General features: G+C 55.4%; 17 protein-coding genes and 1 pseudogene. All 18 read left to right on the top strand.

Annotated elements, in window-relative coordinates; all coding sequences use genetic code 11:
* Positions 1 to 3: 3 nt before the first annotated feature.
* Entirely contained in the window at positions 4 to 1,428 is a 1,425-nt protein-coding gene (locus DM813_RS23925; RefSeq protein WP_128325894.1) for a hypothetical protein, read from the top strand.
* On the top strand, positions 1,425 to 2,696 hold the full coding sequence (locus tag DM813_RS23930) for a hypothetical protein (RefSeq protein ID WP_128325895.1): 1,272 nt from the start codon (positions 1,425 to 1,427) through the stop codon (positions 2,694 to 2,696). The genes DM813_RS23925 and DM813_RS23930 overlap by 4 nt, the downstream gene beginning before the upstream one ends.
* Positions 2,635 to 3,504, top strand: a complete 870-nt coding sequence (locus DM813_RS23935) for a hypothetical protein (RefSeq protein WP_241653239.1) — start codon at positions 2,635 to 2,637, stop codon at positions 3,502 to 3,504. Before DM813_RS23930 ends, DM813_RS23935 begins: the two co-directional genes overlap by 62 nt.
* Positions 3,501 to 4,208, top strand: coding sequence for an acyltransferase (locus DM813_RS23940; protein ID WP_128325896.1), 708 nt, complete (start codon positions 3,501 to 3,503; stop codon positions 4,206 to 4,208). Before DM813_RS23935 ends, DM813_RS23940 begins: the two co-directional genes overlap by 4 nt.
* On the top strand, positions 4,205 to 5,296 hold the full coding sequence (locus DM813_RS23945; RefSeq protein ID WP_128325897.1) for a glycosyltransferase family 4 protein: 1,092 nt from the start codon (positions 4,205 to 4,207) through the stop codon (positions 5,294 to 5,296). The genes DM813_RS23940 and DM813_RS23945 overlap by 4 nt, the downstream gene beginning before the upstream one ends.
* Positions 5,286 to 6,395 (top strand): DUF1972 domain-containing protein, encoded by a 1,110-nt coding sequence (locus DM813_RS23950; protein WP_128325898.1) that lies wholly within the window; start codon positions 5,286 to 5,288, stop codon positions 6,393 to 6,395. The genes DM813_RS23945 and DM813_RS23950 overlap by 11 nt, the downstream gene beginning before the upstream one ends.
* Positions 6,395 to 7,381 carry a UDP-glucose 4-epimerase family protein gene (locus tag DM813_RS23955; RefSeq protein WP_128325899.1) on the top strand — a complete coding sequence of 329 codons (987 nt, stop codon included), beginning with the start codon at positions 6,395 to 6,397 and terminating at the stop codon, positions 7,379 to 7,381. Before DM813_RS23950 ends, DM813_RS23955 begins: the two co-directional genes overlap by 1 nt.
* Entirely contained in the window at positions 7,381 to 8,394 is a 1,014-nt protein-coding gene (locus tag DM813_RS23960) for an MraY family glycosyltransferase (protein ID WP_128325900.1), read from the top strand. Before DM813_RS23955 ends, DM813_RS23960 begins: the two co-directional genes overlap by 1 nt.
* 56 nt (positions 8,395 to 8,450) lie before the next feature.
* Complete coding sequence (locus DM813_RS23965) at positions 8,451 to 10,448, top strand: polysaccharide biosynthesis protein (RefSeq protein WP_128325901.1); 1,998 nt, start codon at positions 8,451 to 8,453, stop codon at positions 10,446 to 10,448.
* Between the two features lie 113 nt (positions 10,449 to 10,561).
* Entirely contained in the window at positions 10,562 to 11,632 is a 1,071-nt protein-coding gene (gene rfbB, locus DM813_RS23970; protein ID WP_128325902.1) for a dTDP-glucose 4,6-dehydratase, read from the top strand.
* Positions 11,629 to 12,525 (top strand): dTDP-4-dehydrorhamnose reductase, encoded by an 897-nt coding sequence (gene rfbD / locus DM813_RS23975; RefSeq protein WP_128325903.1) that lies wholly within the window; start codon positions 11,629 to 11,631, stop codon positions 12,523 to 12,525. Before rfbB ends, rfbD begins: the two co-directional genes overlap by 4 nt.
* Positions 12,526 to 12,529: 4 nt before the next feature.
* A complete protein-coding gene (gene rfbA, locus DM813_RS23980; protein WP_128325904.1) occupies positions 12,530 to 13,396 on the top strand; it encodes a glucose-1-phosphate thymidylyltransferase RfbA in 867 nt (288 codons plus the stop codon).
* A gap of 482 nt (positions 13,397 to 13,878) precedes the next feature.
* A complete protein-coding gene (locus tag DM813_RS23985; protein WP_128325905.1) occupies positions 13,879 to 15,324 on the top strand; it encodes a mannose-1-phosphate guanylyltransferase/mannose-6-phosphate isomerase in 1,446 nt (481 codons plus the stop codon).
* Positions 15,325 to 15,384: 60 nt separating this feature from the next.
* Positions 15,385 to 16,746 carry a phosphomannomutase gene (locus DM813_RS23990; protein WP_431312008.1) on the top strand — a complete coding sequence of 454 codons (1,362 nt, stop codon included), beginning with the start codon at positions 15,385 to 15,387 and terminating at the stop codon, positions 16,744 to 16,746.
* Entirely contained in the window at positions 16,746 to 17,540 is a 795-nt protein-coding gene (locus DM813_RS23995) for an ABC transporter permease (protein ID WP_128325906.1), read from the top strand. The genes DM813_RS23990 and DM813_RS23995 overlap by 1 nt, the downstream gene beginning before the upstream one ends.
* On the top strand, positions 17,537 to 18,772 hold the full coding sequence (locus DM813_RS24000; protein WP_128325907.1) for an ABC transporter ATP-binding protein: 1,236 nt from the start codon (positions 17,537 to 17,539) through the stop codon (positions 18,770 to 18,772). The genes DM813_RS23995 and DM813_RS24000 overlap by 4 nt, the downstream gene beginning before the upstream one ends.
* Positions 18,769 to 20,565, top strand: a complete 1,797-nt coding sequence (locus DM813_RS24005) for a methyltransferase domain-containing protein (RefSeq protein ID WP_128325908.1) — start codon at positions 18,769 to 18,771, stop codon at positions 20,563 to 20,565. The genes DM813_RS24000 and DM813_RS24005 overlap by 4 nt, the downstream gene beginning before the upstream one ends.
* Before the next feature lie 20 nt (positions 20,566 to 20,585).
* A pseudogene (locus DM813_RS29100) lies at positions 20,586 to 21,317 on the top strand (methyltransferase domain-containing protein); the annotation flags it as partial.
* Between the last annotated feature and the right edge of the window lie 838 nt (positions 21,318 to 22,155).

A 22,155-nucleotide genomic window follows, 5' to 3' on the forward strand; every position in this document is an offset into this window, starting at 1 on the left:
GAGATGAAGGATGTCGTCGAGCAGTTGCGCACGCGGATCATTGAGGCGGAGCCCGCGCAGGCCTTGGCTCAGGCCCAGGTCTATGGCGCTTTGCTGTGGGCTGTGGATCTGGACATTTACGAGGCGGCGGAGCTGGAGCGCTGCCTGGTTGCGAAGTGTGCCCCAGTTGTCTCCCTTCCCCCTGCGGGCGGGGGTTCCAACGCCTGCGTGCATGTCGTCAGCGAGCCCTACCTCCAAGGTGGCCATACCCGGTTGATGGAGCGCCTCGCACAGATGCACGGGGAGCCGGTCGATCTGCTTGTGACTCGGCAATCACAGCCGCAGGTAACCGAGCGGATGTCAGGCTTTTTCGATCATGTCGTGGTGGCGCAAGGCGATGACCCTTGCTCAAGGCTGCAGGACATTCTCAATGAGCTGAGCCGATATGAGAAAGTCATTCTGCATATACACCCGGACGACATTCTTGCAACTGTTGCCTGTGGCCTGCTGAAGCAGCAGCGCGGCAAGCAGGTGCTGGTTTATTTCGTCAACCATGCGGATCATGTCTTCAGTTTTGGTGCATCGGTAGCAGATTTCTATTTCGAGATCAGTGCCTATGGCCACTATGTTGACAAGAAAAAACACCTCACGGCACAAAAAAGTTTTCTTGCCATTCCCATTGAAACCGGTAACGCCAAAGCGGCTGATGCTGCTTCGTCGCATGAAAAGTTAAAAATATTCAGTGCCGCTTCTGCAGCAAAGTTCAAGCCCCACCGTGGCTTGGATATGCGCCCGTCAATCATTGCAATTCTCAAGCGGTTTACTGACGCTGAATGCTGGATCATTGGTGCGAATCCCCTGACCAACAGTTGGTGGTGGTGGGTAAAACTCCGTTATCCGACCCGGTTTTTCATTCGGCGTCATCTACCGTACAACGAATATCTGGCGTTTGCGGAGCAGGCTGATTTTTATCTCGACAGTTATCCCGTACCGGGCGGTACGGCATTCGCCGAGCAATTGCTGAAGGGCAAACGATGCATTGGTCTGGTTTCGCCTATTCAAGGTTATTCCCCGGCAGACGCGCTGAAGGTCGAAACGGTTGAGCAACTGCTTGCCAGTATCGAGAACCCCCGGTCGAGTGCGGGAGTGGTTGAGGATGTCGTGCGGGTCAATTCTGTAGAGTCAGTGAAGGCGCGTTATTTAGCTTGCGTTTACGATGGAAAATGCAGCGAAAACGAGCTCGTAGCGATGCTGCCCTGGACAGGCAGTCTCGATTTCATGAAGTCGAGTGGCAAGATCACGAGCATGATCCCCACTGATGTGTTTGATGCGTTGTGCAAGATTGATCGGGCCCTGGCAATAAGGACGCTTCTTTCCTACGCCTGGGTGCCACGTATCAAAATCATGATCAAAGTCGCTGTGCTCTGGCTAAGAAGACTGCGAGGATGAGTGTGCACAAACCTTTGATTGGCCTGCTCGTTCTACTGCTGTTTTTCAGTGACTTCACTGTGCTTACTCTGGGATTAAGCAGTGCTTTTGCGGGGTGGCGAGAGCTCATCAGCGTGCTGCTGATCATGTGGCTGTGCCTGCGTGCCGTTGCCAGTGTTTCTGCACGAGGTACAGTGAATATAGCGGTGGGTCGATCACTGCTGATCGTCTTGTTTTTCACTTTTCTGTACCTGCTGTTCGGCGATTTCAGCGAGTCATCGGTGCGTATGTTCCGGGCATTGGCTGTGCCCGTTTTCGTTGGCATGGCGGTCGCGATCTGGGCGCAGGCAGCGTCGGTGGAAAACAAGCTCAAGCAGATCTATTGGTCGGTTTTGGCAATGACGCTGGCAACTGGCTTGTACGCGTTGTATCAGTACCTGACGATCGTTTCGCCAGACCAGTTCTGGTACTGGTCGCTACTCAAAGCCAAGGGATATGAGTTGCAGCCGTACAATTCGATGCGTGATGGCTATCCGCGTGTTTCCGGCTTCTTTACCGGGACACTGGAGTTTTCCGCCGTGATCCTCAATACCGCAGCCATGACATTAGCGTTATTGCTAAATGGCCGGGGCTGGCCTTTGCGTCGGCGCCTGCTGTTGAGTGGCGTGTTCGTGGTGTTGTGTGGGCTGATTGTGATCGGTTCTGTTCGTACGGCGATGATCGGTTTGGTGTGTATTTGCCTGATGCTGTTGTTAACCAAGTTGTTACGAACCGCCTGGTTAATTTCGCTGATCGGTTATGTGCAGTTTGTGGGGCTGACACTTGCGGTTTTCGTATACCTGTCGATGGGGTATACCCAGGATCTTTCTGCGCTGGATAGAGAACGACAGTGGCTGCACATGTTCTCGATTCTCGCGTCGCAACCGATGGGGTATGGCTTTGGTGCTGTGGGGCCTGGTCAGGCGCACTGGTTTGACTCCTTCTGGCTCAACCTCCTGGCTACCTGTGGGTTCATCGGCCTGCTGATCATGAGCGGGATGATCCTCTGGTATCACAAGTTGGTGACCTTCATCGTTCGAGAAAGGTCCTATGCTGGTGCATGGACGAAGGGCATGGGCAGTTTCGTCATCGCCAGTTACCCGTTTTTCCTGAGTTCGTTCTTTTTTCAGTCCTATACGAACAGTGTGTCTCTCTACGTATTCGCGATTGTTGTGATGGTGATCATTGGTGAAAGCAAAAGAACACGTGTTGAACCTGGCGGTATTGATAGTTCTCTATCAAAAGTCTAGCCAGGACTCGATCGCTCTCCAGTCGCTACTCAAGCAAAGGACTTTACTGCTTGAGGAAGGCATCGATCTGCAGCTGTTTGTCTGGAATAACTCGCCCGGACTTGCGCAGCCTTGTGCGGACGTACGCTGGTACGAAGCTGATAATCTCAGGTTGTCGGCGATCTACAATCGAGTCGCCGAGGAGGCGTTCAGCGCAGGCACCGAACTGTTCATGATCTCCGATGACGACACGGACTACTCTAACGTTCGCCTGTCACAGTGCCTGGAGCAAATTCAACGCGTGCGTAATTCGCCTGAGTGCGAAGATGTGGGTGTATTCCTGCCAAAGCTGGTCAGCCATGGTGTGCTGGTGAGCCCTGGAAAACGCCGGATGTTCATGGGACGTTTGACGCCTTCCGTTCCTGCTGGATTGATTGACTCCAGAAACTTGTTAGGCATCAATAGTGGTTTGATTTTTACCCGTCAGTGTCATGAGCGCATGACGCCTTTCTACGATGAGCGGCTGCGCTTCTATGCCACCGATACGGACTTTTTCATTCGTTATGAGAAGCAGTTTCCGCAGGCTTGCGTGCTGGATGTGGAGATCGTCCATGATCTTTCCGAACACAGTGCAGACACCACCGAGCGCGCGTTGTTTCGCTTTGAAGAGATGATTCATGGCCTTCGCATCAGTTTCCATTCACATGGTCTGGTTGAACGTGGCCTGCTCAATCTGTATCTGGTCTATGCAGCTGTGCGCAAAGCCTTCTCGTACCGTAGCCTTGCCTTCATCAAGGCACTGTTTGTTCAGATGAGGGCTGTCAAATGATGCATGCCTTGCTTGAAAGGTTGGTGCTGCTGGTCAAACGTCGCTCGATCGTGGTCGACCGGCGCATCTCATCGGCCTATCTCCTTGGGCTTTTCGTGTCGAAGTTCCTGATGGCTTGCCGCGGGATGATTCGTTTGCGTCGCATGAAGCTCGCGTTCATCGGCTCGGGTGTCACCCTCAAAGAAGTGGGCAAGATTGAGTACGGCCCAGGACTGGTCATCGATCAGGGTTGTTTTGTGGATGCGCTGTCATGTGAGGGCATACGCTTCGGTACGGCTGTGTCGCTTAACAAGCAGATCATCATCGAGTGCACCGGCAGTTTGACCAATATTGGCAAAGGCCTGGTAATTGGCGACAACGTAGGGCTAGGCGCTGGTTGCTTCCTCGGTTGTGCCGGCGGTATCGAGATCGGCACTGACACGATCATTGGCAATTTCGTGAGTTTTCATTCGGAAAATCACAATTTTGATAATCCTGACCTGCCGATACGGCAGCAGGGCGTGAGCCGCCAGGGTATTCGTGTGGGGAAAAACTGCTGGATTGGCGCCAAGGTCACTGTTCTGGATGGGGCTGTGATCGAAGATGGTTGCGTGTTTGCTGCTGGCGCAGTAGTTGCTGCAGGTATTTATCGAAAGAACTCGATTTACGGTGGTGTACCCGCGAAGTTCATTAAGTCGCGGGTTGTCGAAGAAGGCGTGGCATGAAGAAGTTGTACTTTGTTCATCTGCTCAATGATTACAGTGGCAGTCCTCGTGTGTTGAACCAGACCATCACCGCACTGCGCCAACAGGGTAATGACTGTACGTTGTTTGTGGGCAGTAGTGGCCATGGCGTGCTCGACGAACTGGATGTCGCTACCCATACCTTTACCTACAAACGATTCGACAATCGCTGGCTGACGTTGCTGGCGTATGTCTGGTCGCAGGTGGCCCTGTTTTTTGCTCTCGTGTGGCGTGTTCGGCCGGAGGCAGTCGTCCTTGTCAATACCATGCTGCCCTTTGGCGCCGCGCTGGCCGCCAGGCTGCGGGGTGCCAAGGTCGTCTACCACGTGCATGAAACGTCCATTCGACCTGCCGCGCTCAAGTCGTTTTTGCGCCGCGTGATTGCCTGCTGTGCAAGCAAGGTCATCTATGTCTCGAAGTACCTGCAGGTGCAGGAAGGTATCGCCGGTGTGCCGGCTGTCACTGTGTATAACGGCCTGTCCGAAGCCTTCCAGCGTCAAGCAATGGCAACGGCCTATCAGCCTGTACGCAAGGGCAGATTCAATGTACTGATGCTGGCATCGCTGAAGGCTTACAAGGGCGTGAACGAGTTTGTCGCGTTGGCGGCTGCACTGGCAGAGGATCCTCTGCTGAAATTCACCCTGGTGCTCAACGCCAGCCAGCGTGAAGTAGACGAGTATTTCGCCAGCCGATCGGTGCCGTGCAATCTTGAGATTTACCCGGCCAGCTCGAATGTGGCGAGCTTTTATGGCGATGCGAGCCTGGTACTCAATTTGTCACATGTCGATGGCTGGATTGAAACCTTCGGCCTGACGATCCTGGAGGCAATGAGTTTCGGAATACCGACAATCGTGCCCCCCGTTGGAGGGCCGATCGAACTGGTCTGCGATGGCGTTGAGGGGTATCAGATCGATGCCTTGAATCACGAGTTGCTGGTGCGTACTGTCGTGCGGCTGTCAAAGGATTCCCAGTTGTGCCAGGCGCTTTCCGAGCGGGCGCGAGCGAAGGCGAGTGAGTTCTCCACCGCCAACTTTCAGAAAAAAATCGTGATGGTGTTTGATGAGCTATAAAATCGCAGTGATTGGTACGGTAGGGTTGCCCGCACAGTATGGTGGCTGGGAGACGCTGACCGAACAATTGGTCCGTAATCTGCCTGATGACTGCGAACTGACGGTTTATTGCAGTGCACCGCATTATCCGGAGCGCCCGGCATTCTTTGAGCGCGCCCGTCTGGTTTACATCAAGCTCAAGGCCAATGGCATCCAGAGTATCCCCTACGATGTGTTGAGCATGCTGCATGCTTATCGCCAGCATGACCTTATGCTGGTGCTCGGTGTCTCTGGCTGCATCGCGCTGCCGTTCATGCGTTTGCTTACACGTAAGCCCATCGTGGTAAATATCGATGGTTATGAATGGAAGCGTGCCAAATGGTCCAAGCCTGCACGCTGGTTCCTGAGGTTGTCAGAGGCGGTGGCGGTGCGTTTCGCCCACGCCGTGATCACCGACAATAAAGTGCTGCAGGAGTATGTAAAGGACGAGTACGGCAAGCACAGTACGCTGATCGCTTATGGTGGGAACCAGGCAAAGGCAATTGAACCTACGGCTGAAGCGCGTGAGGCGTATCCATTCCTGAATGCGCCTTACGCATTCACGGTTTGCCGAATCGAACCGGAGAACAATATCCATGTGATTCTGGAAGCCTTTGCCGATACCAACATGACACTGGTGATCATTGGCAACTGGAATCACAGTGATTATGGCGTCCAGTTGCGTAAGCGTTATGCCGCGAATGCCAACATCCATCTGCTTGATCCCATCTATGAGGTGGAGCGATTGAGCCCGCTGCGCAGTGGCGCATCCGTCTACCTGCATGGTCATAGTGCTGGCGGGACCAACCCTTCGCTTGTTGAGGCTATGTGGCTTGGGCTGCCCGTGGTTGCCTTCGATGTTTCGTTCAATCGGGCTACCACCGAAGAGCAGGCATTGTATTTTGCCGACAGCGGCTCGCTGCGCCAGCATGTAACGGCACTGCTTGAAGGGACTGAGGCGCGTGCAGCATTGGCTGAACGCATGCATGAAATTGCAAATCGCCGTTATCGCTGGTCGGTAGTCGCAGATCAGTACCGCAGTGTGTTCACCAGCCTGTTGGATTCGGCGGGGAGACGCTGATGACGGGTCATGACCGCCAGGCGTGCCAAGGTATTCTAGTGACCGGGGGCAGTGGCTTCGTTGGCAAGTCGTTGCTAAAGCGGCTTGATGAAGAACCTGTATGGACACCAAGAGCGTTGGTCAGGCAGCAGCCTGAATCACGATTGCCTGGTGTGGATTACCGGCTGTTCACGGAGCTGTCGGACATCGACCGGGCAACTGGGTATTTCGAGGGTGTCGACACGGTGATTCACCTGGCCTCACGCGTTCATGTGATGCAGGAGACCGCCGCGGATCCGCTGGCAGAATTTCGCCGGGTCAACGTTGAAGGTACGCTGGGTCTGGCGCGTGCGGCAGTAGAGGCCGGAGTCCGGCGTTTTGTTTTTGTCAGCTCGGTCAAGGTCAACGGTGAAACCACGGATGGTCGTCCGCCATTTGATGCTGATGAGGCGCCTGCGCCTCTGGATCCCTATGGCATCTCAAAGCACGAAGCCGAGGAAGCCTTGAGGCATCTGGCGGCGCAAACTTCCCTGGAAGTGGTGATCGTTCGCCCAGTGCTGGTCTATGGCCCGGGTGTGAAAGCCAACTTTCGCAGCATGATGAGCTGGCTCAACAAGGGGGTGCCACTGCCCTTTGGTGCAATTCACAACAAGCGCAGCCTGGTGTCTGTGGATAACCTTGTAGACCTGCTGGTGGCCTGCATCAATCACCCGGCAGCTGCAAACCAGACTTTTCTGGCAAGCGATGGTGAAGACCTGTCGACCACAGAGTTGCTACGGCGTCTAGGCACCGCCCTGGGTAAGCCCGCGAAACTGTTGCCGGTACCGGCGGCGCTGATCAAGGGGGGGGCGAAAATGGTGGGGCTAGGCAGCCTGTCCCAGCGTTTGTGTGGATCGTTGCAGGTTGATATCAGCAAGACGCGTGAATTACTGGGCTGGACGCCCCCGCTTGGTGTCGACCAGGCGCTCAGGGCGACAGCCGTCAACTTCTTGAAAGAGCAACACTGATGATCGGATGGTGGTTGATTCCCCTGGCAGCAGGCGTATCCCTGTTGCTGACAGCGGCCTTGCGACGCTATGCATTGAACAAGCAGATCATTGACGTTCCGAACGCCCGTAGCTCGCACTCTGTTCCGACGCCGCGTGGTGGTGGGGTAGGGATCGTCCTCACGTTCCTTGGCTGCCTGGCGCTGCTCGGTGCCTTTGACTGGGTTCCAGGGCAAGCGCTTCTGGCAATCGGTGGGGCGGGGGCGTTGGTGGCAGTGATCGGCTTCATGGACGACCACGGTCACATCGCGGCACGCTGGCGACTGCTCGGGCACTTTGCAGCGGCGGCCTGGATGCTCTTCTGGCTGGATGGCCTGGCACCGTTGCAGGTGTTCGGCTACACGCTGAACCTTCATTGGTTTGGGTACATCGTGGCGGCTTTCTACAGCGTGTGGATGCTCAACCTTTACAACTTCATGGACGGGATCGACGGAATCGCCAGTGTTGAAGCCATAACGGCATGCCTGGGCATGGCCTTACTGTCGGTACTGGCAGGGGCACCGGATCTGACAACCTTGCCACTGCTGCTGGCTGGGGCTACTGCAGGTTTCCTGTTCTGGAACTTTCCTCCCGCCAAGATCTTCATGGGTGATGCTGGCAGCGGTTTTCTGGGGATTGTGCTGGCGGGGCTTTCGCTTCAGGCCGCCTGGCATTCATCTCAGCTGTTTTGGAGCTGGCTGATTTTGCTGGGGGTATTTGTGGTCGATGCGACCTTCACCCTGATCCGGCGTCTGGTGCGCGGCGACAAGGTCTACGAGGCCCATCGCAGTCACGCCTACCAGTTTGCTTCGCGCCACTACGGCAGGCATCTTCCGGTCACCCTGGCAGTGGCTGCACTCAACCTGTTGTGGCTGTTGCCGGTAGCACTTTGTGTGCTGTTGCTGGGGCTGGACGGCGTATCGGGTCTGATCATCGCTTATGTACCACTGGTGCTTTTGGCCGTGCGATGGCGCGCCGGTGAGCTCGAACACTAGCTAAAGTGATATGACTAAAGGTTGTGCACTCAGGTTGGAAAAACTACAGAGGTTCTATGGATAAGCTGCGCACAAAACTGCTCGGGCTGCCTCGCCGCCAGAAGCGTCTGATCCAGGTCGTGACGGACGTCGTACTGGTGTGGGTTGCACTGTGGATGGCATTCGTCGTGCGCCTGGGAATCGATGATCTGGCCAATCCTGTGGTGGATCATACCTGGCTGTTCGTCTGCGCCCCCTTGGTGGCGATACCACTGTTTATCCGATTCGGGCTGTACAGGGCAGTGATGCGCTATTTCGGCAATGACGCGCTCATCGCGATCATCAAGGCGGTTACGCTGTCGGCACTGATTCTCGGCTTCATCATTTACTGGGCAAGCAACCACCAGAACGTCGTTCCACGCTCGATTACGTTCAACTACTGGTGGTTGAGCCTGATCATGGTGGGTGGCCTGCGCCTGGCCATGCGTCAGTATTTCCTTGGCGACTGGTTCGCTACGGCAGTACAGCATGTGCCCTTTGCCAATCGCGATGATGGTTTGCCGCGAGTCGCCATTTATGGTGCCGGAGCGGCGGGCAATCAGCTCGTTGCGGCGCTGCGCATGGGCAAGGCCATGCGGCCGGTAGCCTTCATCGATGACGATGCCAGCATCACTGACCGGGTAATCGCCGGGCTGCAGGTTTACCCGCCTGAGCAGTTGCAACGAATGATCGATGCAACCGGTGCCCAGGAAATTCTGCTGGCTATTCCATCTGTCAGCCGAAGCCGTCGGCGTGAGATTCTCAACCTGCTTGAGGGTTACCCCCTGCATGTTCGCAGTGTGCCGGGGTTTATGGACCTGGCCAGCGGACGCGTCAAGGTAGATGACATTCAGGAGGTCGATATCGCCGACCTGCTTGGACGCGATGCGGTGCCTGCGCAGCATGATCTGCTTGAGCGTTGTATTGTCGAGCAGACGGTAATGGTTACAGGTGCTGGCGGTTCGATCGGTTCGGAGCTGTGTCGGCAGATTCTGGGACAGAAGCCCCGCACGCTGCTGCTTTACGAACACAGTGAGTTCAACCTTTACAGTATCGCCAACGAACTGGAGCAGCGTATTGCCCGGGAAGGCATGGCTGTACAGTTGATTCCGATACTGGGGTCGGTGCGCGATCAGGCGAAGATGCTCGATATCATGCGGGCATGGCGTGTCGAAACCGTTTACCACGCGGCGGCCTATAAGCACGTGCCTATGGTCGAGCATAATATTGCCGAGGGCGTGCTCAACAACGTCATCGGTACCTTGCACACGGCCCAGGCTGCCCTGCAGGCGGGTGTCGCCAACTTTGTGCTGATTTCAACCGACAAGGCTGTGCGCCCGACCAATGTCATGGGGAGTACCAAGCGGCTCGCTGAAATGGTGTTGCAGGCGTTGAGTCGCGAATTGGCCCCGGTGCTGGTGGGCGACTCGGGCAACGTTTCACAGGTAAACAAAACCCGTTTTACCATGGTCCGCTTCGGCAACGTACTGGGTTCCTCGGGCTCGGTCATTCCGTTGTTTCACAAGCAGATCAAGGCGGGTGGCCCGTTGACCGTGACCCATCCCAAGATCACCCGCTACTTCATGACCATTCCTGAGGCCGCGCAACTGGTTATTCAGGCGGGGTCGATGGGGCAGGGTGGTGATGTTTTCGTGCTGGACATGGGCGAGCCGGTCAAGATTATCGAGCTGGCTGAAAAGATGATCCATCTTTCGGGGTTCAGCATTCGCTCGGAGCGTAATCCACTGGGCGATATCGCCATCAATTTCACTGGCTTGCGGCCGGGAGAAAAGCTCTATGAGGAGCTGTTGATCGGTGAAAACGTGTTGGCTACCCGTCACCCGATGATCATGAGCGCCAATGAGGACTACCTGCCATGGGAGGTTCTGAAGCAGCGTCTGGACGGGTTGATGGCCGCCATCTCGGCCGATGATTTCAACACCGTCCGACAGTTGCTCCGGGACACTGTAAGTGGCTACTCCCCGGGTGGGGAGATTGTCGACTGGCTTTATCAGCGTCGCCGTCTCGAGCCTTGAGTCTCTGAATCGGCCGGTTACAAGTAAAGAAGGCGTCGCCCGCAGCGCGGCGCACAACAAATGAAATTCAAACTTTGCCAGGTTTGAACGTGTGCAATAGGAAGATCTGAACAATGACTATCTTGGTAACTGGCGGTGCTGGTTTCATCGGCGCCAACTTTGTCCTGGACTGGCTCGCGACCAGCGATGAGCCTGTGGTAAACCTCGACAAGCTGACTTACGCTGGCAACCTGCAGAATCTGAGTAGCCTTGAAGGCGACAAGCGGCACATTTTCGTTCATGGTGATATCGGCGACTCCCAGTTGGTCCAGCGCCTGCTCCGTGAACATCAACCGCGCGCGATTCTCAACTTTGCCGCTGAATCGCACGTCGACCGTTCGATTCACGGTCCAGAAGACTTCATCGAGACCAACATTGTCGGTACCTTCCGTTTGCTCGAAGCCGTCCGCGGCTACTGGAAGGGTCTGGATGAGTCGGCGCGTCAGGCGTTTCGCTTCCTGCATGTGTCCACGGATGAGGTGTACGGCTCGCTCGTTGCCGATGAGCCGGCGTTTGCCGAGACTCACCAGTACCAGCCAAATAGCCCCTATTCGGCCACCAAGGCGGCAAGCGACCACCTGGTTCGCTCCTATCACCATACCTATGGCCTGCCGGTCCTGACCACCAACTGCTCCAACAACTATGGCCCGTATCATTTCCCGGAAAAGCTCATCCCGCTGATGATTGTCAATGCCCTGGCGGGCAAGCCGTTGCCGATCTACGGTGATGGCCAGCAAATCCGTGACTGGCTGTACGTCAAGGATCACTGCAGTGCCATTCGCCGCGTTCTAGAAGCCGGCCTGGTGGGTGAGGTCTATAACGTGGGTGGCTGGAATGAAAAGCCCAATGTTGAAATCGTGCAGCGAATTTGCGCATTGCTCGATGAGATGCGCCCCCGTGCCGATGGCAAGCCTTACACCGACCAGATTACCTACGTCACCGACCGTCCTGGTCATGACCGTCGTTATGCCATCGATGCTCGCAAGCTGGAGCGCGAACTGGGCTGGACGCCTGCCGAAACCTTCGAGAGCGGCATCCGCAAGACTGTTCAGTGGTACCTGGACAACTGGCAGTGGGTGGAAGGTGTGCAGTCGGGCAGCTACCGGGAGTGGCTGGACAAGAACTACAGCGGACGCACTGCATGAAAATCCTGCTGTTGGGCCGGGACGGCCAAGTCGGCTGGGAATTGCAGCGCAGCCTGGCGCCTTTGGGCCAGGTGCTGGCACTCAATGCGCGTAGCCAGGATTACTGTGGCGACCTCTCCGATCTCCAAGGCCTTCAGGCGACGCTTGAGCGCTACGCGCCGGATGTCATTGTCAACGCAGCAGCCTACACCGCTGTGGACAAGGCCGAGTCCGAGCCTGAGCAGGCGCACCGCGTCAATGCCGAGGCAGTGGGCGTCATGGCTCAGGCCGCGGCCCGTTCGGGTGCACTGCTGGTGCATTATTCGACTGACTATGTGTTTCCTGGAGATGGCAGTGCGCCGTGGCAAGAAGACCAGCCCGTCGGCCCGTTGAACGTCTACGGGCACAGCAAACTGGCTGGGGAGCAGGCTATTTTGGCCTCCGGTTGCAAGCACCTGATTTTCCGCACCTGCTGGGTTTATGCGGCGCGGGGCAGCAACTTTGCCCGCACCATGCTGCGACTGGCTTGCGAGCGTGAAACGCTGGGTGTCATCGATGATCAGTTCGGTGCACCGACTGCTGCAGAGCTGATTGCCGATGTCAGCGCTCATGCCATTGTTGCTGTTCGTCGCGATCCTCAACGCGGTGGCTTGTATCATCTGGCGGCAGCGGGGGAGACCAGCTGGTGTGGTTACGCGCGCTTTGTCCTGGAGCAGGCAGCGGCACTTGGTGTGCCATTGAAAGTGTCCGCCGGACAGGTCCAGGCGCTGACCACCGATGCATATCCAACGCCGGCGAAACGCCCGGCCAACTCGCGCCTCAACACGCAAAAACTACAGCAAGCTTTCGCATTGACCCTGCCTGATTGGCGACAAGGTGTTGCCCGAATGCTGATGGAAATCCATGGGAAATAAGCACATGAAACGTAAAGGCATCATTCTGGCCGGCGGCTCCGGCACTCGCCTTCACCCTGCAACACTGGCGATTTCCAAGCAACTGTTGCCGGTTTACGACAAACCGATGATCTACTACCCCTTGACCACGCTGATGCTGGCTGGGATCAGGGACATCCTGATCATTTCCACCCCTCAGGACACGCCACGGTTTGAGCAGCTCCTGGGTGATGGCAGTCAGTGGGGCCTGAACATTCAGTACGCGGTGCAGGCTTCGCCTGACGGTTTGGCGCAAGCGTTCATCATCGGTGAAAGCTTCATTGCCGGGGACCCTTGCGCATTGGTGCTGGGCGACAACATTTACTATGGCCACAACTTCCACGAACTCCTGGCCAGCGCCATGGTTCGCCAAGAGGGTGCCAGCGTGTTCGCCTATCACGTTCACGACCCTGAGCGTTACGGTGTGGTTGAGTTCGACAGCGCCGGCAAAGCCGTCAGCCTTGAAGAGAAGCCCAAGCAACCCAAGTCCAATTATGCTGTCACGGGTTTGTATTTCTATGACAACGACGTGGTTGATATTGCCAAAGAGATCAAGCCATCGCCGCGGGGTGAGCTGGAAATTACCGACGTCAACCGCACCTACCTGGAGCGGGGCAACCTCTCGGTCGAGATCATGGGACGTGGCTATGCCTGGCTCGATACCGGCACCCATGAGTCCTTGCTCGAGGCAAGCCAGTTTATCGCCACGATCGAGCACCGTCAGGGGCTGAAGGTTGCCTGCCCGGAAGAACTGGCGTATCGGATGAAATGGATTGATGCCGAACAGTTGGAAAAGTTGGCCGCTCCATTGGCGAAAAATGGATATGGGCAGTACTTGTTGCGGTTGTTGTAAGGTCCGATGTGCAGTTGCGTAACTGTGACGCGCGCCTCATCTTCGGGAGCGCATCACAGTTATCGGTTGCAACGCCATTGTTAAATGCCTGCACCATGTACACGCCGTTGATAGCGGCGCATGGTGCAGTTGTCCAGATTCAATCAGGACGTTCAATACGGCAGTGAATGCCGGCACTTCTCTAGACAATCCGCAGTTTGCTGCTCTCCACAAGTGGCACAACCACGGCTGGGATAATCAGCCTGCTGTCAGCTGGGTGCAAACCTGTCGCTTCGTCGGCAAGTTGCCCGATTGTGTGTGGCGCTCCTCACGGTAGCAGCGCAGTTTTATGTTACAGTTCCCACCTTCTCGTTAACCTTAAAAGCGCCTTGAAGCGCCAGCTAGGCTGGTTTGATTTCTTCCATCCTGACGTGACGCTAGGGTGTCGACTCTGGATTGGCTGACAGCTTCGTCTCAGGCCGAATTTAAAGGACTATCCCCGCGTGAAAATCGTTCCTGTAATTATTTGTGGTGGCTCTGGCTCACGTCTGTGGCCGGTATCTCGTACAGCCCACCCAAAGCCGTTTATCCCCCTCCCGGATGGCAGCAACCTGATTCGTAAAACGTTTACGCGCGCGCTGAACCTTCCAGGGGTTGATAGTGTTCTGACGGTCACCAACCGGGACCTTTACTTCAAAACTGCAGATGAGTACGGCCAGGTAGGCAGCGCTGGCGCCGAGCTCAACTTCGTGCTTGAGCCCTTTGGGCGCAATACCGCAGCGGCCGTAGTCGCAGCGGCCTTTGAGCTGCTTGAAACGCATGGGCCGGATACGCTGATGCTGGTAATGCCGGCCGACCACCTCATCGAAAAGCAGGAAGCGTTTGCGGTGGCGGTAGATAGCGCCATGAAACTCGCGGCCGAGGGCTGGATGGTCACATTCGGGATTACCCCAAAGTATCCTGAAACGGGGTATGGCTATATCCATCGCGACACCAGTCAGGCGCTGGAGGGTGGTGCCCTGGTAAAACGCTTTGTCGAGAAGCCGGACTTTGAAACGGCACAAGGCTACGTGGACTCGGGAGAGTACCTGTGGAACGCGGGTATTTTCTGTTTCAAAGCGGCTGATCTGATCCGTGAGATGGAAAGCCATGCCCCGGATGTCACCTCGGCTGTGAAGGCCTGCATGGACGAAAGCAGTGTCATGGAGGAGGGCGGACGCCGTCGGGCACTCACGCTGAACCCGGATTCTTTCGCCGGCGTTCCGGATATTTCCATTGACCATGCCTTGATGGAGCGCTCCAGCAAAGTCGCGACGGTTCCCTGCGATATCGGTTGGAGCGATATTGGTTCCTGGACAGCCATGAGTGACCTGGCAGCTTCCGATGAGGCCGGCAACCGCCTGGACGGTGAGGTCATGATTCATGGGGCAAGCAACAATTTCGTCCTGAGCAAAGAACGCCTGGCTGCCTTGGTCGGCGTCAAGGACCTCATCGTCATCGACACGCCAGACGCCATCCTCGTTGCACACAAAGACCATGCGCAGGACGTGAAGCATATTTTTGCGCAGCTCAAATCGCGCAACCATGAAGCGCACAAACTGCACCAGACCGTTCATCGCCCATGGGGTACCTACACCACGCTTGAAGAAGGCGAGCGCTTCAAGATCAAGCGCATCGTTGTCAAACCTCAAGCCTCGTTGTCGTTGCAAATGCATCACCACCGCAGTGAGCACTGGATTGTGGTCAGTGGTATGGCCCGGGTGATCAATGGTGAGCGCGAGCTCATGCTTGATACCAATGAATCTACGTTCATCCGCGCCGGGCATAAGCACCGACTCGAGAACCCGGGGGTAATTGACCTGGTGATGATCGAAGTTCAGAGCGGTGATTATCTGGGTGAAGATGACATTGTTCGTTTTCAGGATGTCTATGGGCGTGTAAGCGGCTAGTCGACGGGTGACAAACTGCCATGTTCACGTCTTGTGGACATGGCCGGTACGGTGGGAATAATGAGTATGGATACCTTGAGCTGTTTCAAGGCGTATGATATTCGCGGCAAAGTGCCCGAACAGTTGAATGGTGACATTGCCTACAATATCGGGCGGGCGTTGGTAGCAGAGCTCAAGGGTGACTGCTACGTCGTAGGCTACGACATGCGGCTGGAAAGCCCGGTCATTGCCAATGCGTTGATTCGGGGCATAACCGATGCCGGCGCCGATGTAATCGACATCGGTCTTTGCGGTACGGAAGAAGTGTATTTCGCTACGAGCCATTATCAGGTTTCCGGTGGCGTCATGGTTACAGCCAGCCATAACCCCAAAGGCTACAACGGGATGAAGCTGGTGCGTCAGGAGTCCCGGCCGATCAGCGGTGATACCGGACTTCATGCCATCAAGGCGCGCATCCTTGAAGAACGTTTCGGGGCTGTTGGCAGTTCGCCAGGCAAGGTCTCTTCCCGGCCCGATAAAACGGCGTACCTGCAGCATTTGCTGGGCTATGTTGATATCGGTGCGCTCAAACCTCTGAAAATTCTGGCCAACCCTGGAAATGGCGCTGCCGGCCCAGTGATTGCGGCCCTTCAAGAATCGTTACCCTTCGAATGGGTTGTGATCAACGCCGAGCCTGATGGCGAATTTCCTCACGGTGTGCCCAACCCGCTGTTACCTGAAAACCGTGCATTGACCCAAGAGGCTCTGCTTGCGCATGGGTGCGACCTGGCGCTGGCCTGGGACGGTGATTTTGACCGCTGTTTCTTCTTTGATGGCAATGGCCGTTTCATCGAGGGTTACTACCTGGTTGCGCTGCTTGCCCAATCGCTCCTGAAGAAAAACCCTGGAAGCAAAATAATCCATGACCCGCGCCTGACCTGGAACACCATCGAGACGGTTCGCAGGGCGGGCGGCGATGCAGTTCAGTGCAAAACCGGGCACGCTTTCATCAAAGAACGCATGCGAGCCGAGGATGCGATTTACGGTGGCGAAATGAGCGCTCACCATTACTTCCGTGAGTTCTTTTACTGCGATAGCGGCATGATTCCCTGGCTGCTGGTGTGTGCCTTGATTAGCGAATCGGGTAACTCCCTGGCGGAGCTGGTAGACGCTTACATCGCTCAGTTCCCGTGCAGCGGCGAAATCAATTACCAGGTGACCGATGTTGCCGGGACGGTCAAACGTATTCGCGAACATTTCTCAGCCACTGCGCTGGGCATTGATGAGACGGACGGCGTAAGTATCGAGTTTGCACAGTGGCGTTTGAACGTCCGGGGTTCAAATACCGAACCGCTACTGCGTCTGAACATCGAGACGCGGGCCGATGAGTCCTTGCTGCAGCGGAAAATTTTTGAGCTGGAAACGCTCATACTGGAGTGCTGATGTTTGCATTACTCAGGAGCCTGATCAGGTACCGGGGCTTCGTTTTCTCTTCGATTCGCAATGAGTTTGTTGCGCGATTTGCCCGTAGCCGTCTGGGCGGGCTGTGGATGATCATCCATCCATTGGCTCAGGTCGCCATCTTTGCCCTGGTGCTGTCCAGTGTCCTTGCTGCCAAATTGCCGGGCATCGATAACAAGTATGTTTATGCCTTGTACCTGATGTCCGGCATTCTCGCCTGGAGTCTCTTTGCTGAAGTGATAGGCCGTTGCCTGACACTCTTCATCGAGAAGGGCAACTTGATGAAGAAAATAAGTTTTCCGCGAATCACATTGCCCGCCATTGTCGTGGGCTCCAGCCTTTTGAACTATGTTCTACTGTTTCTTGCGCTGTTGCTGGTGTTCGCGATACTCGGCCACCGCTCCAGTCTGGCGGTGGTGTGGTTGCTGCCCTTGACGGTTGTCCTGCTCGCATTGTCACTGGGTATCGGCCTGGTGCTGGGTGTGCTGAATGTGTTTGTTCGCGATGTCGGCCAGGTGGTACCTATCGTTCTCCAGGCGTGGTTCTGGTTCACGCCAATTGCCTACCCGGTGACCATTATCCCGGAGCAATTCAAATCGCTGGTGGTGTTCAACCCCATGTATTCCATCGTCACGGCCTATCATGACGTTCTGGTGTACGGGAAGGCACCCGAACCCCAGCAACTGGCGATCATCACCGCCCTGTCGGTCGGGTTGCTGTTGCTTGGCCTGTTCCTGTTTCGTCGTGCGTCTGCAGAAATGGTGGACGCCCTATGACATTGTTAAGTGTTAATAATCTCGGGAAGGCCTACCGCAGTTACCGTTCCGAGTGGCAGCGCATTGCCCGATGGTTTTACCTTCCGGTAAAGCCCAGTGCAGAACATTGGGTGCTTAAAGGCATCAGCTTTACGGTAGAGCGCGGTGAAGCGGTTGGCATTGTTGGGCAAAATGGTGCTGGCAAGTCAACGTTGCTGAAAATGATCACAGGCACCTTGCAGCCTACGCAGGGCCAGGTGCAGGTTGGCGGTCGTATCGCTGCGATCCTTGAGTTGGGGATGGGCTTCAACCCTGAACTGAGTGGTCGCCAGAACGTCTATCACGCGGGCGGGTTGATGGGCTTCAGTTTTCAGCAGATCGACAAGGTCATTGCAGAAATCGAGGATTTTGCCGAAATTGGTGCTTATTTCGACGAGCCTGTCCGCACCTATTCGAGCGGTATGCAGGTTCGCGTTGCATTTTCCGTGGCAACAGCGTTTCGCCCCGACATTCTGATCGTCGACGAAGCGTTGTCGGTGGGGGATGCCCGCTTTCAGCATAAATGCATGCAGCGAATCCGGCGTTATCAGCAGGAAGGCATGAGCCTTTTGCTGGTTTCGCACGCGCCGGATACGATCCGCATGTTCTGCCAGAAAGGCATCTACATCAAAGATGGCACCATCGAGAAGATGGGGGATGCCGCCAGTGTCATGGACTATTACCAGGCCGCAATGGTAATGGGCAACGCGGTAGACGAGAGTGCCGAATCCAGTTTGATTGCCGACGAGGCGCTGCACGACAACCGTGATGCCAAGTTTGTTGTCGTTGACAAAGCGTCTGGTCCAGTCAGTGTAAATATTACCTGTGAGCAGGGGTATTTACAGATGGGTTCCAGAATGACTGTACGTATTACCACTCAGTTTGCCAGCGACTGGCAGGATCCGCACGTGGGCTTCGGAATCAGAACGAAGTCTGGCATTGTCATTTATGAGGCTAATACCTACACCTTGGGCGGCAAATTAAGACCGGTCAAGTGCGGTGAGAGCCTGGCAGTTGAGTTCAGTTTCGATTGTGCACTTTATCCGGATACCTATGAGTTGATGGTAGGAGTGGCGGACGGCGGCTATGACCGCGGCTCATTCAAGATTCCTCTGTTTTTTGATCAGTCAATGTTGGTGTTTGAAGTGTTAGCGGGCTCTGTTCCAGGCTGGAGTGGAATGGTTGACATTCGACCAGAGGTCAGTTTTTCATGATTGATTTGATAATGAGTTTTCATAGCGTCTCTAACTATGACTTTAGAGCGCAGGCCAACCCCGCCGACCCTTTACGGCACCTGTTTGATGAGTGGGTCGATTACTACAAGGTCAAATGGGCAATTGCCAAGGCCATCAACCCTAAGCGGATACTCGAAGTGGGTGTTCGCTACGGTTACTCGGCCCGGGCGTTTCTTGAAGCCTGCCCCGACGCTCAATTCGTCGGGCTGGATGCTGATATCGACACGTTTGGCGGCAGCAAAGGAGCCCTTGCCTGGGCGGGGGAGAACCTGCGTGCGTCGGGTTTCAATGCAGATCTGCATTCAGTTAACACGCAATCGTTGAAAGCGTTCCCCGGCGGCTATTACGACCTTATCCATATCGATGGCCAGCAGGATGGCAACGGCACATACCGTGACCTGGACCTGGCGGTCACCCAAAGCCGATACATTCTGGTTGACGGTTATCAGTGGTCTCGCGAGAACTTCTACTCTGTCAACGAGTGGTTGTGGTTGAACAAGGCTGCTGTTCACTCGGTACTGATCATCCCGGGTTATGCGGGGGAATTGCTGATTCGTACCAATCTGGACGTTTCAGACATGGCCAAAGTCGGCAGCGATTCCAGCGCTCCGCTGTCAACGGCTTACACCAAGAACTACTACCTCAACGATTGCGGCGGATTTTCCGAGTGGCGTCGAAGCAAAGGCGCCGCTATCGACAGTCGTTTGCAGGCAGTAGCGGATGCCGCAATGGTGTTTGGCAAGCCCAAGGCCGTTATGGACCTGGGCGCCGGCCGTGGCGAGTTGACGCGCCTGTTCTATGAACAAGGCGCAGCGGTAACGGCAATTGATTATTCCGCCGATGCCTGTGCCCTGATCCGCCAGACCCTTGCGGATATGGACGGGCCTGCGGCCAATGTTCGGGTTGTTTGCGGCAGTGTGCTTGAGCCGCAGGCCTACGAAGGCGACTATGACCTGGCAGTGGCGGCGGACATCGTTGAGCACCTCAGTCCTGAGGAAAACGATGCCATGTATGCCCTGGTCAGTGCAAAGTTGGAAAAAAACAAAGGGCAGTTGGTTGTGCACACGGCGCCAAACGCCTGGAATTACGAATATCTGCACCCTCAGGAGCAGAAAAAGGCTGTCGCTGCCGGCTTTTGGCTGCCGCGGGTACGACGTACCTGGTATGAGCGGCTCATGCATATCAATGAGCAAAACCCGCGGGTACTCAAACGGCAGCTGGAAAAACATTTTCCCTATGTTGTGCTGTGGTTTGCTGATCGTACGGCGGGCGGTAGTTTGCTCAAGCGCTTTGGCGTGAGTGACTTCAAGAAGTCGACCAGCATTTTTGCTATTGCCTCGCACAAGCCGATTGATATTGAGACACTCAAGTCGGCCTTCGTCATGCCCGTTATTCCGGCACATTACGCAGCTATTGTCGATATCAAGGCCGAGGCATTGACGTATTCAGTGCGTGCAGGGCAACGTTTTGAAGTTCCAGTGCGGGTAGAAAACCTGACGGATGTTCGTCTGGCAAGTATTCAGCCTTGTCCGGTGAACTTGAGTTATCATTTGCTGGATGAGCAGGGCGAAGTCTGTGTTTTTGATGGCACGCGAACGCCATTGCATACTTCATTGCTGCCCGGTGAAAGTGGCTTCTATAGCCTTGATGTTAAAGTACCGCTGAAGACCGGTATATATTACTTGAAGTTAGCCGCTGTTCAGGAAGGCGTTCGCTGGTATGACCAGAAACTTTCCACAGACTCCATGGTCAAGGTTGTAGTAGAAAATTGATCATTTAGGAGTCGTTGATCATGCCGAGTTTTTACCGAGCATTTGAAGATCGCTATCGTGGCTCCAGAGAGCTTATAAAAGAACGCCTCAAGGTGTACCACGCTTTCATAGCGCCTTTGCCCTCGCTGTATGGTGAGTGTATGGCTCTCGATCTCGGCTGTGGTCGAGGTGAATGGCTTGAACTGCTTCTCGAAAGCGGATTCACCCCTCTGGGGGTAGACCTTGATGAAGGTATGCTGGAGGTCTGTGAGGCCTTGCAGCTGCCGGTTGAACTCTGTGATGCGCTGAAGAAGCTGAAGGAGCTCCCCGACGAAAGCCTGGCAGTTGTGTCTGGCTTTCACATTGCCGAGCACATTCCGTTTCCCAGCTTGCAAGAATTGGTTACAGAAGCGTTGCGGGTACTCAAGCCTGCGGGGCTTCTGATTCTCGAAACACCGAATGCCGAAAACCTGGTGGTGGGTACCAATAATTTCTATCTGGACCCGACTCATGAACGGCCAATCCCTCATTTGTTATTGGGTTTTTTGACTGAATACGCAGGCTTCGCTCGTTCCAAGCTCATGCGTTTGCAGGAACCTGCCGGCCTGTCCCAAGCCACTGATGTCAAATTGATGCAAGTGCTTGGGGGAGTGAGTCCCGATTATGGTATCGTTGCACAAAAAAGCGGCGACACTACTCAGACAGCTCTATTTGATCAGGCCTTTTCCAAGGACTATGGCCTGGCACTTGGGACGCTTGCCGAGCGCTATGAGCATGGCCTTGAAAGTCGGTTTCTGGTGCTGGAAGGCAAAGTTGAAAAAGCGGTCAAGTTATCTGCGGTATTGAACCAATATATTACGCATTTACAAGGAAAGTCAGCGGTACTCATGGATACATCGAATCACGCTGTTACTCGTACGGATGCGCCAGGCCTCAGGGGGAAAACCACGGCGCAGGCTGCTGCAAATCATCCGGTGCTGGACCTTGATGTACTGCAAGGCGAGGCGGTGGCGCATCATTTGCGTTTGCAATTGCAAGAGGCACAACACAGTCTCGGTAATGCGGAAGTTCGCTACCAGAACGCCGAACTTGCGCTGCGTGATCAATTGGCTCGCGCCGCAAAAGCCGAGGGGCTGCTGACAAACTCGCAGGCGTCTGTCGAGGTGTTCCAGCGTCAGCTGCAACAAGTAACTGCTGAACTGTTGGCAATGTACAAAGAGCAGCAAGTGCTCAAGTTGGCTATTGATAATGAACGCACTTTGCTGCAGTCGCAAAGTGAAGCGTTACGCCACCAAGTTGCCGAGCAAGATGCGCATGCTCAAACACTTGTCCGTGAGCAGGAGATACTCCTTGCCGAGCGGGATCAAGCGCTGCGTGAAAGCGCGCAAGCCAAGGACGCCGGGCAGCAATTGCAAGACGAAATTGAACAACTGCGAACCGAGATTCAACAGCGCACCACGCAGGCCAGTACACTGGAGCAGCGCTTGGCAGCAGCAGAGCCTCAGCGTCACCAGGCGGTGAGTCAAGTACAGGATCTGCTCAAGCACAGTGCGGAATTGCAAGGGCAACTGAAGCAGTCGCAAGTGCAGCTTACAGAAGCGCTTGCCACCG

It is taken from the genome of Pseudomonas alkylphenolica, from assembly GCF_004025535.1.
Taxonomy (GTDB): domain Bacteria; phylum Pseudomonadota; class Gammaproteobacteria; order Pseudomonadales; family Pseudomonadaceae; genus Aquipseudomonas; species Aquipseudomonas alkylphenolica_A.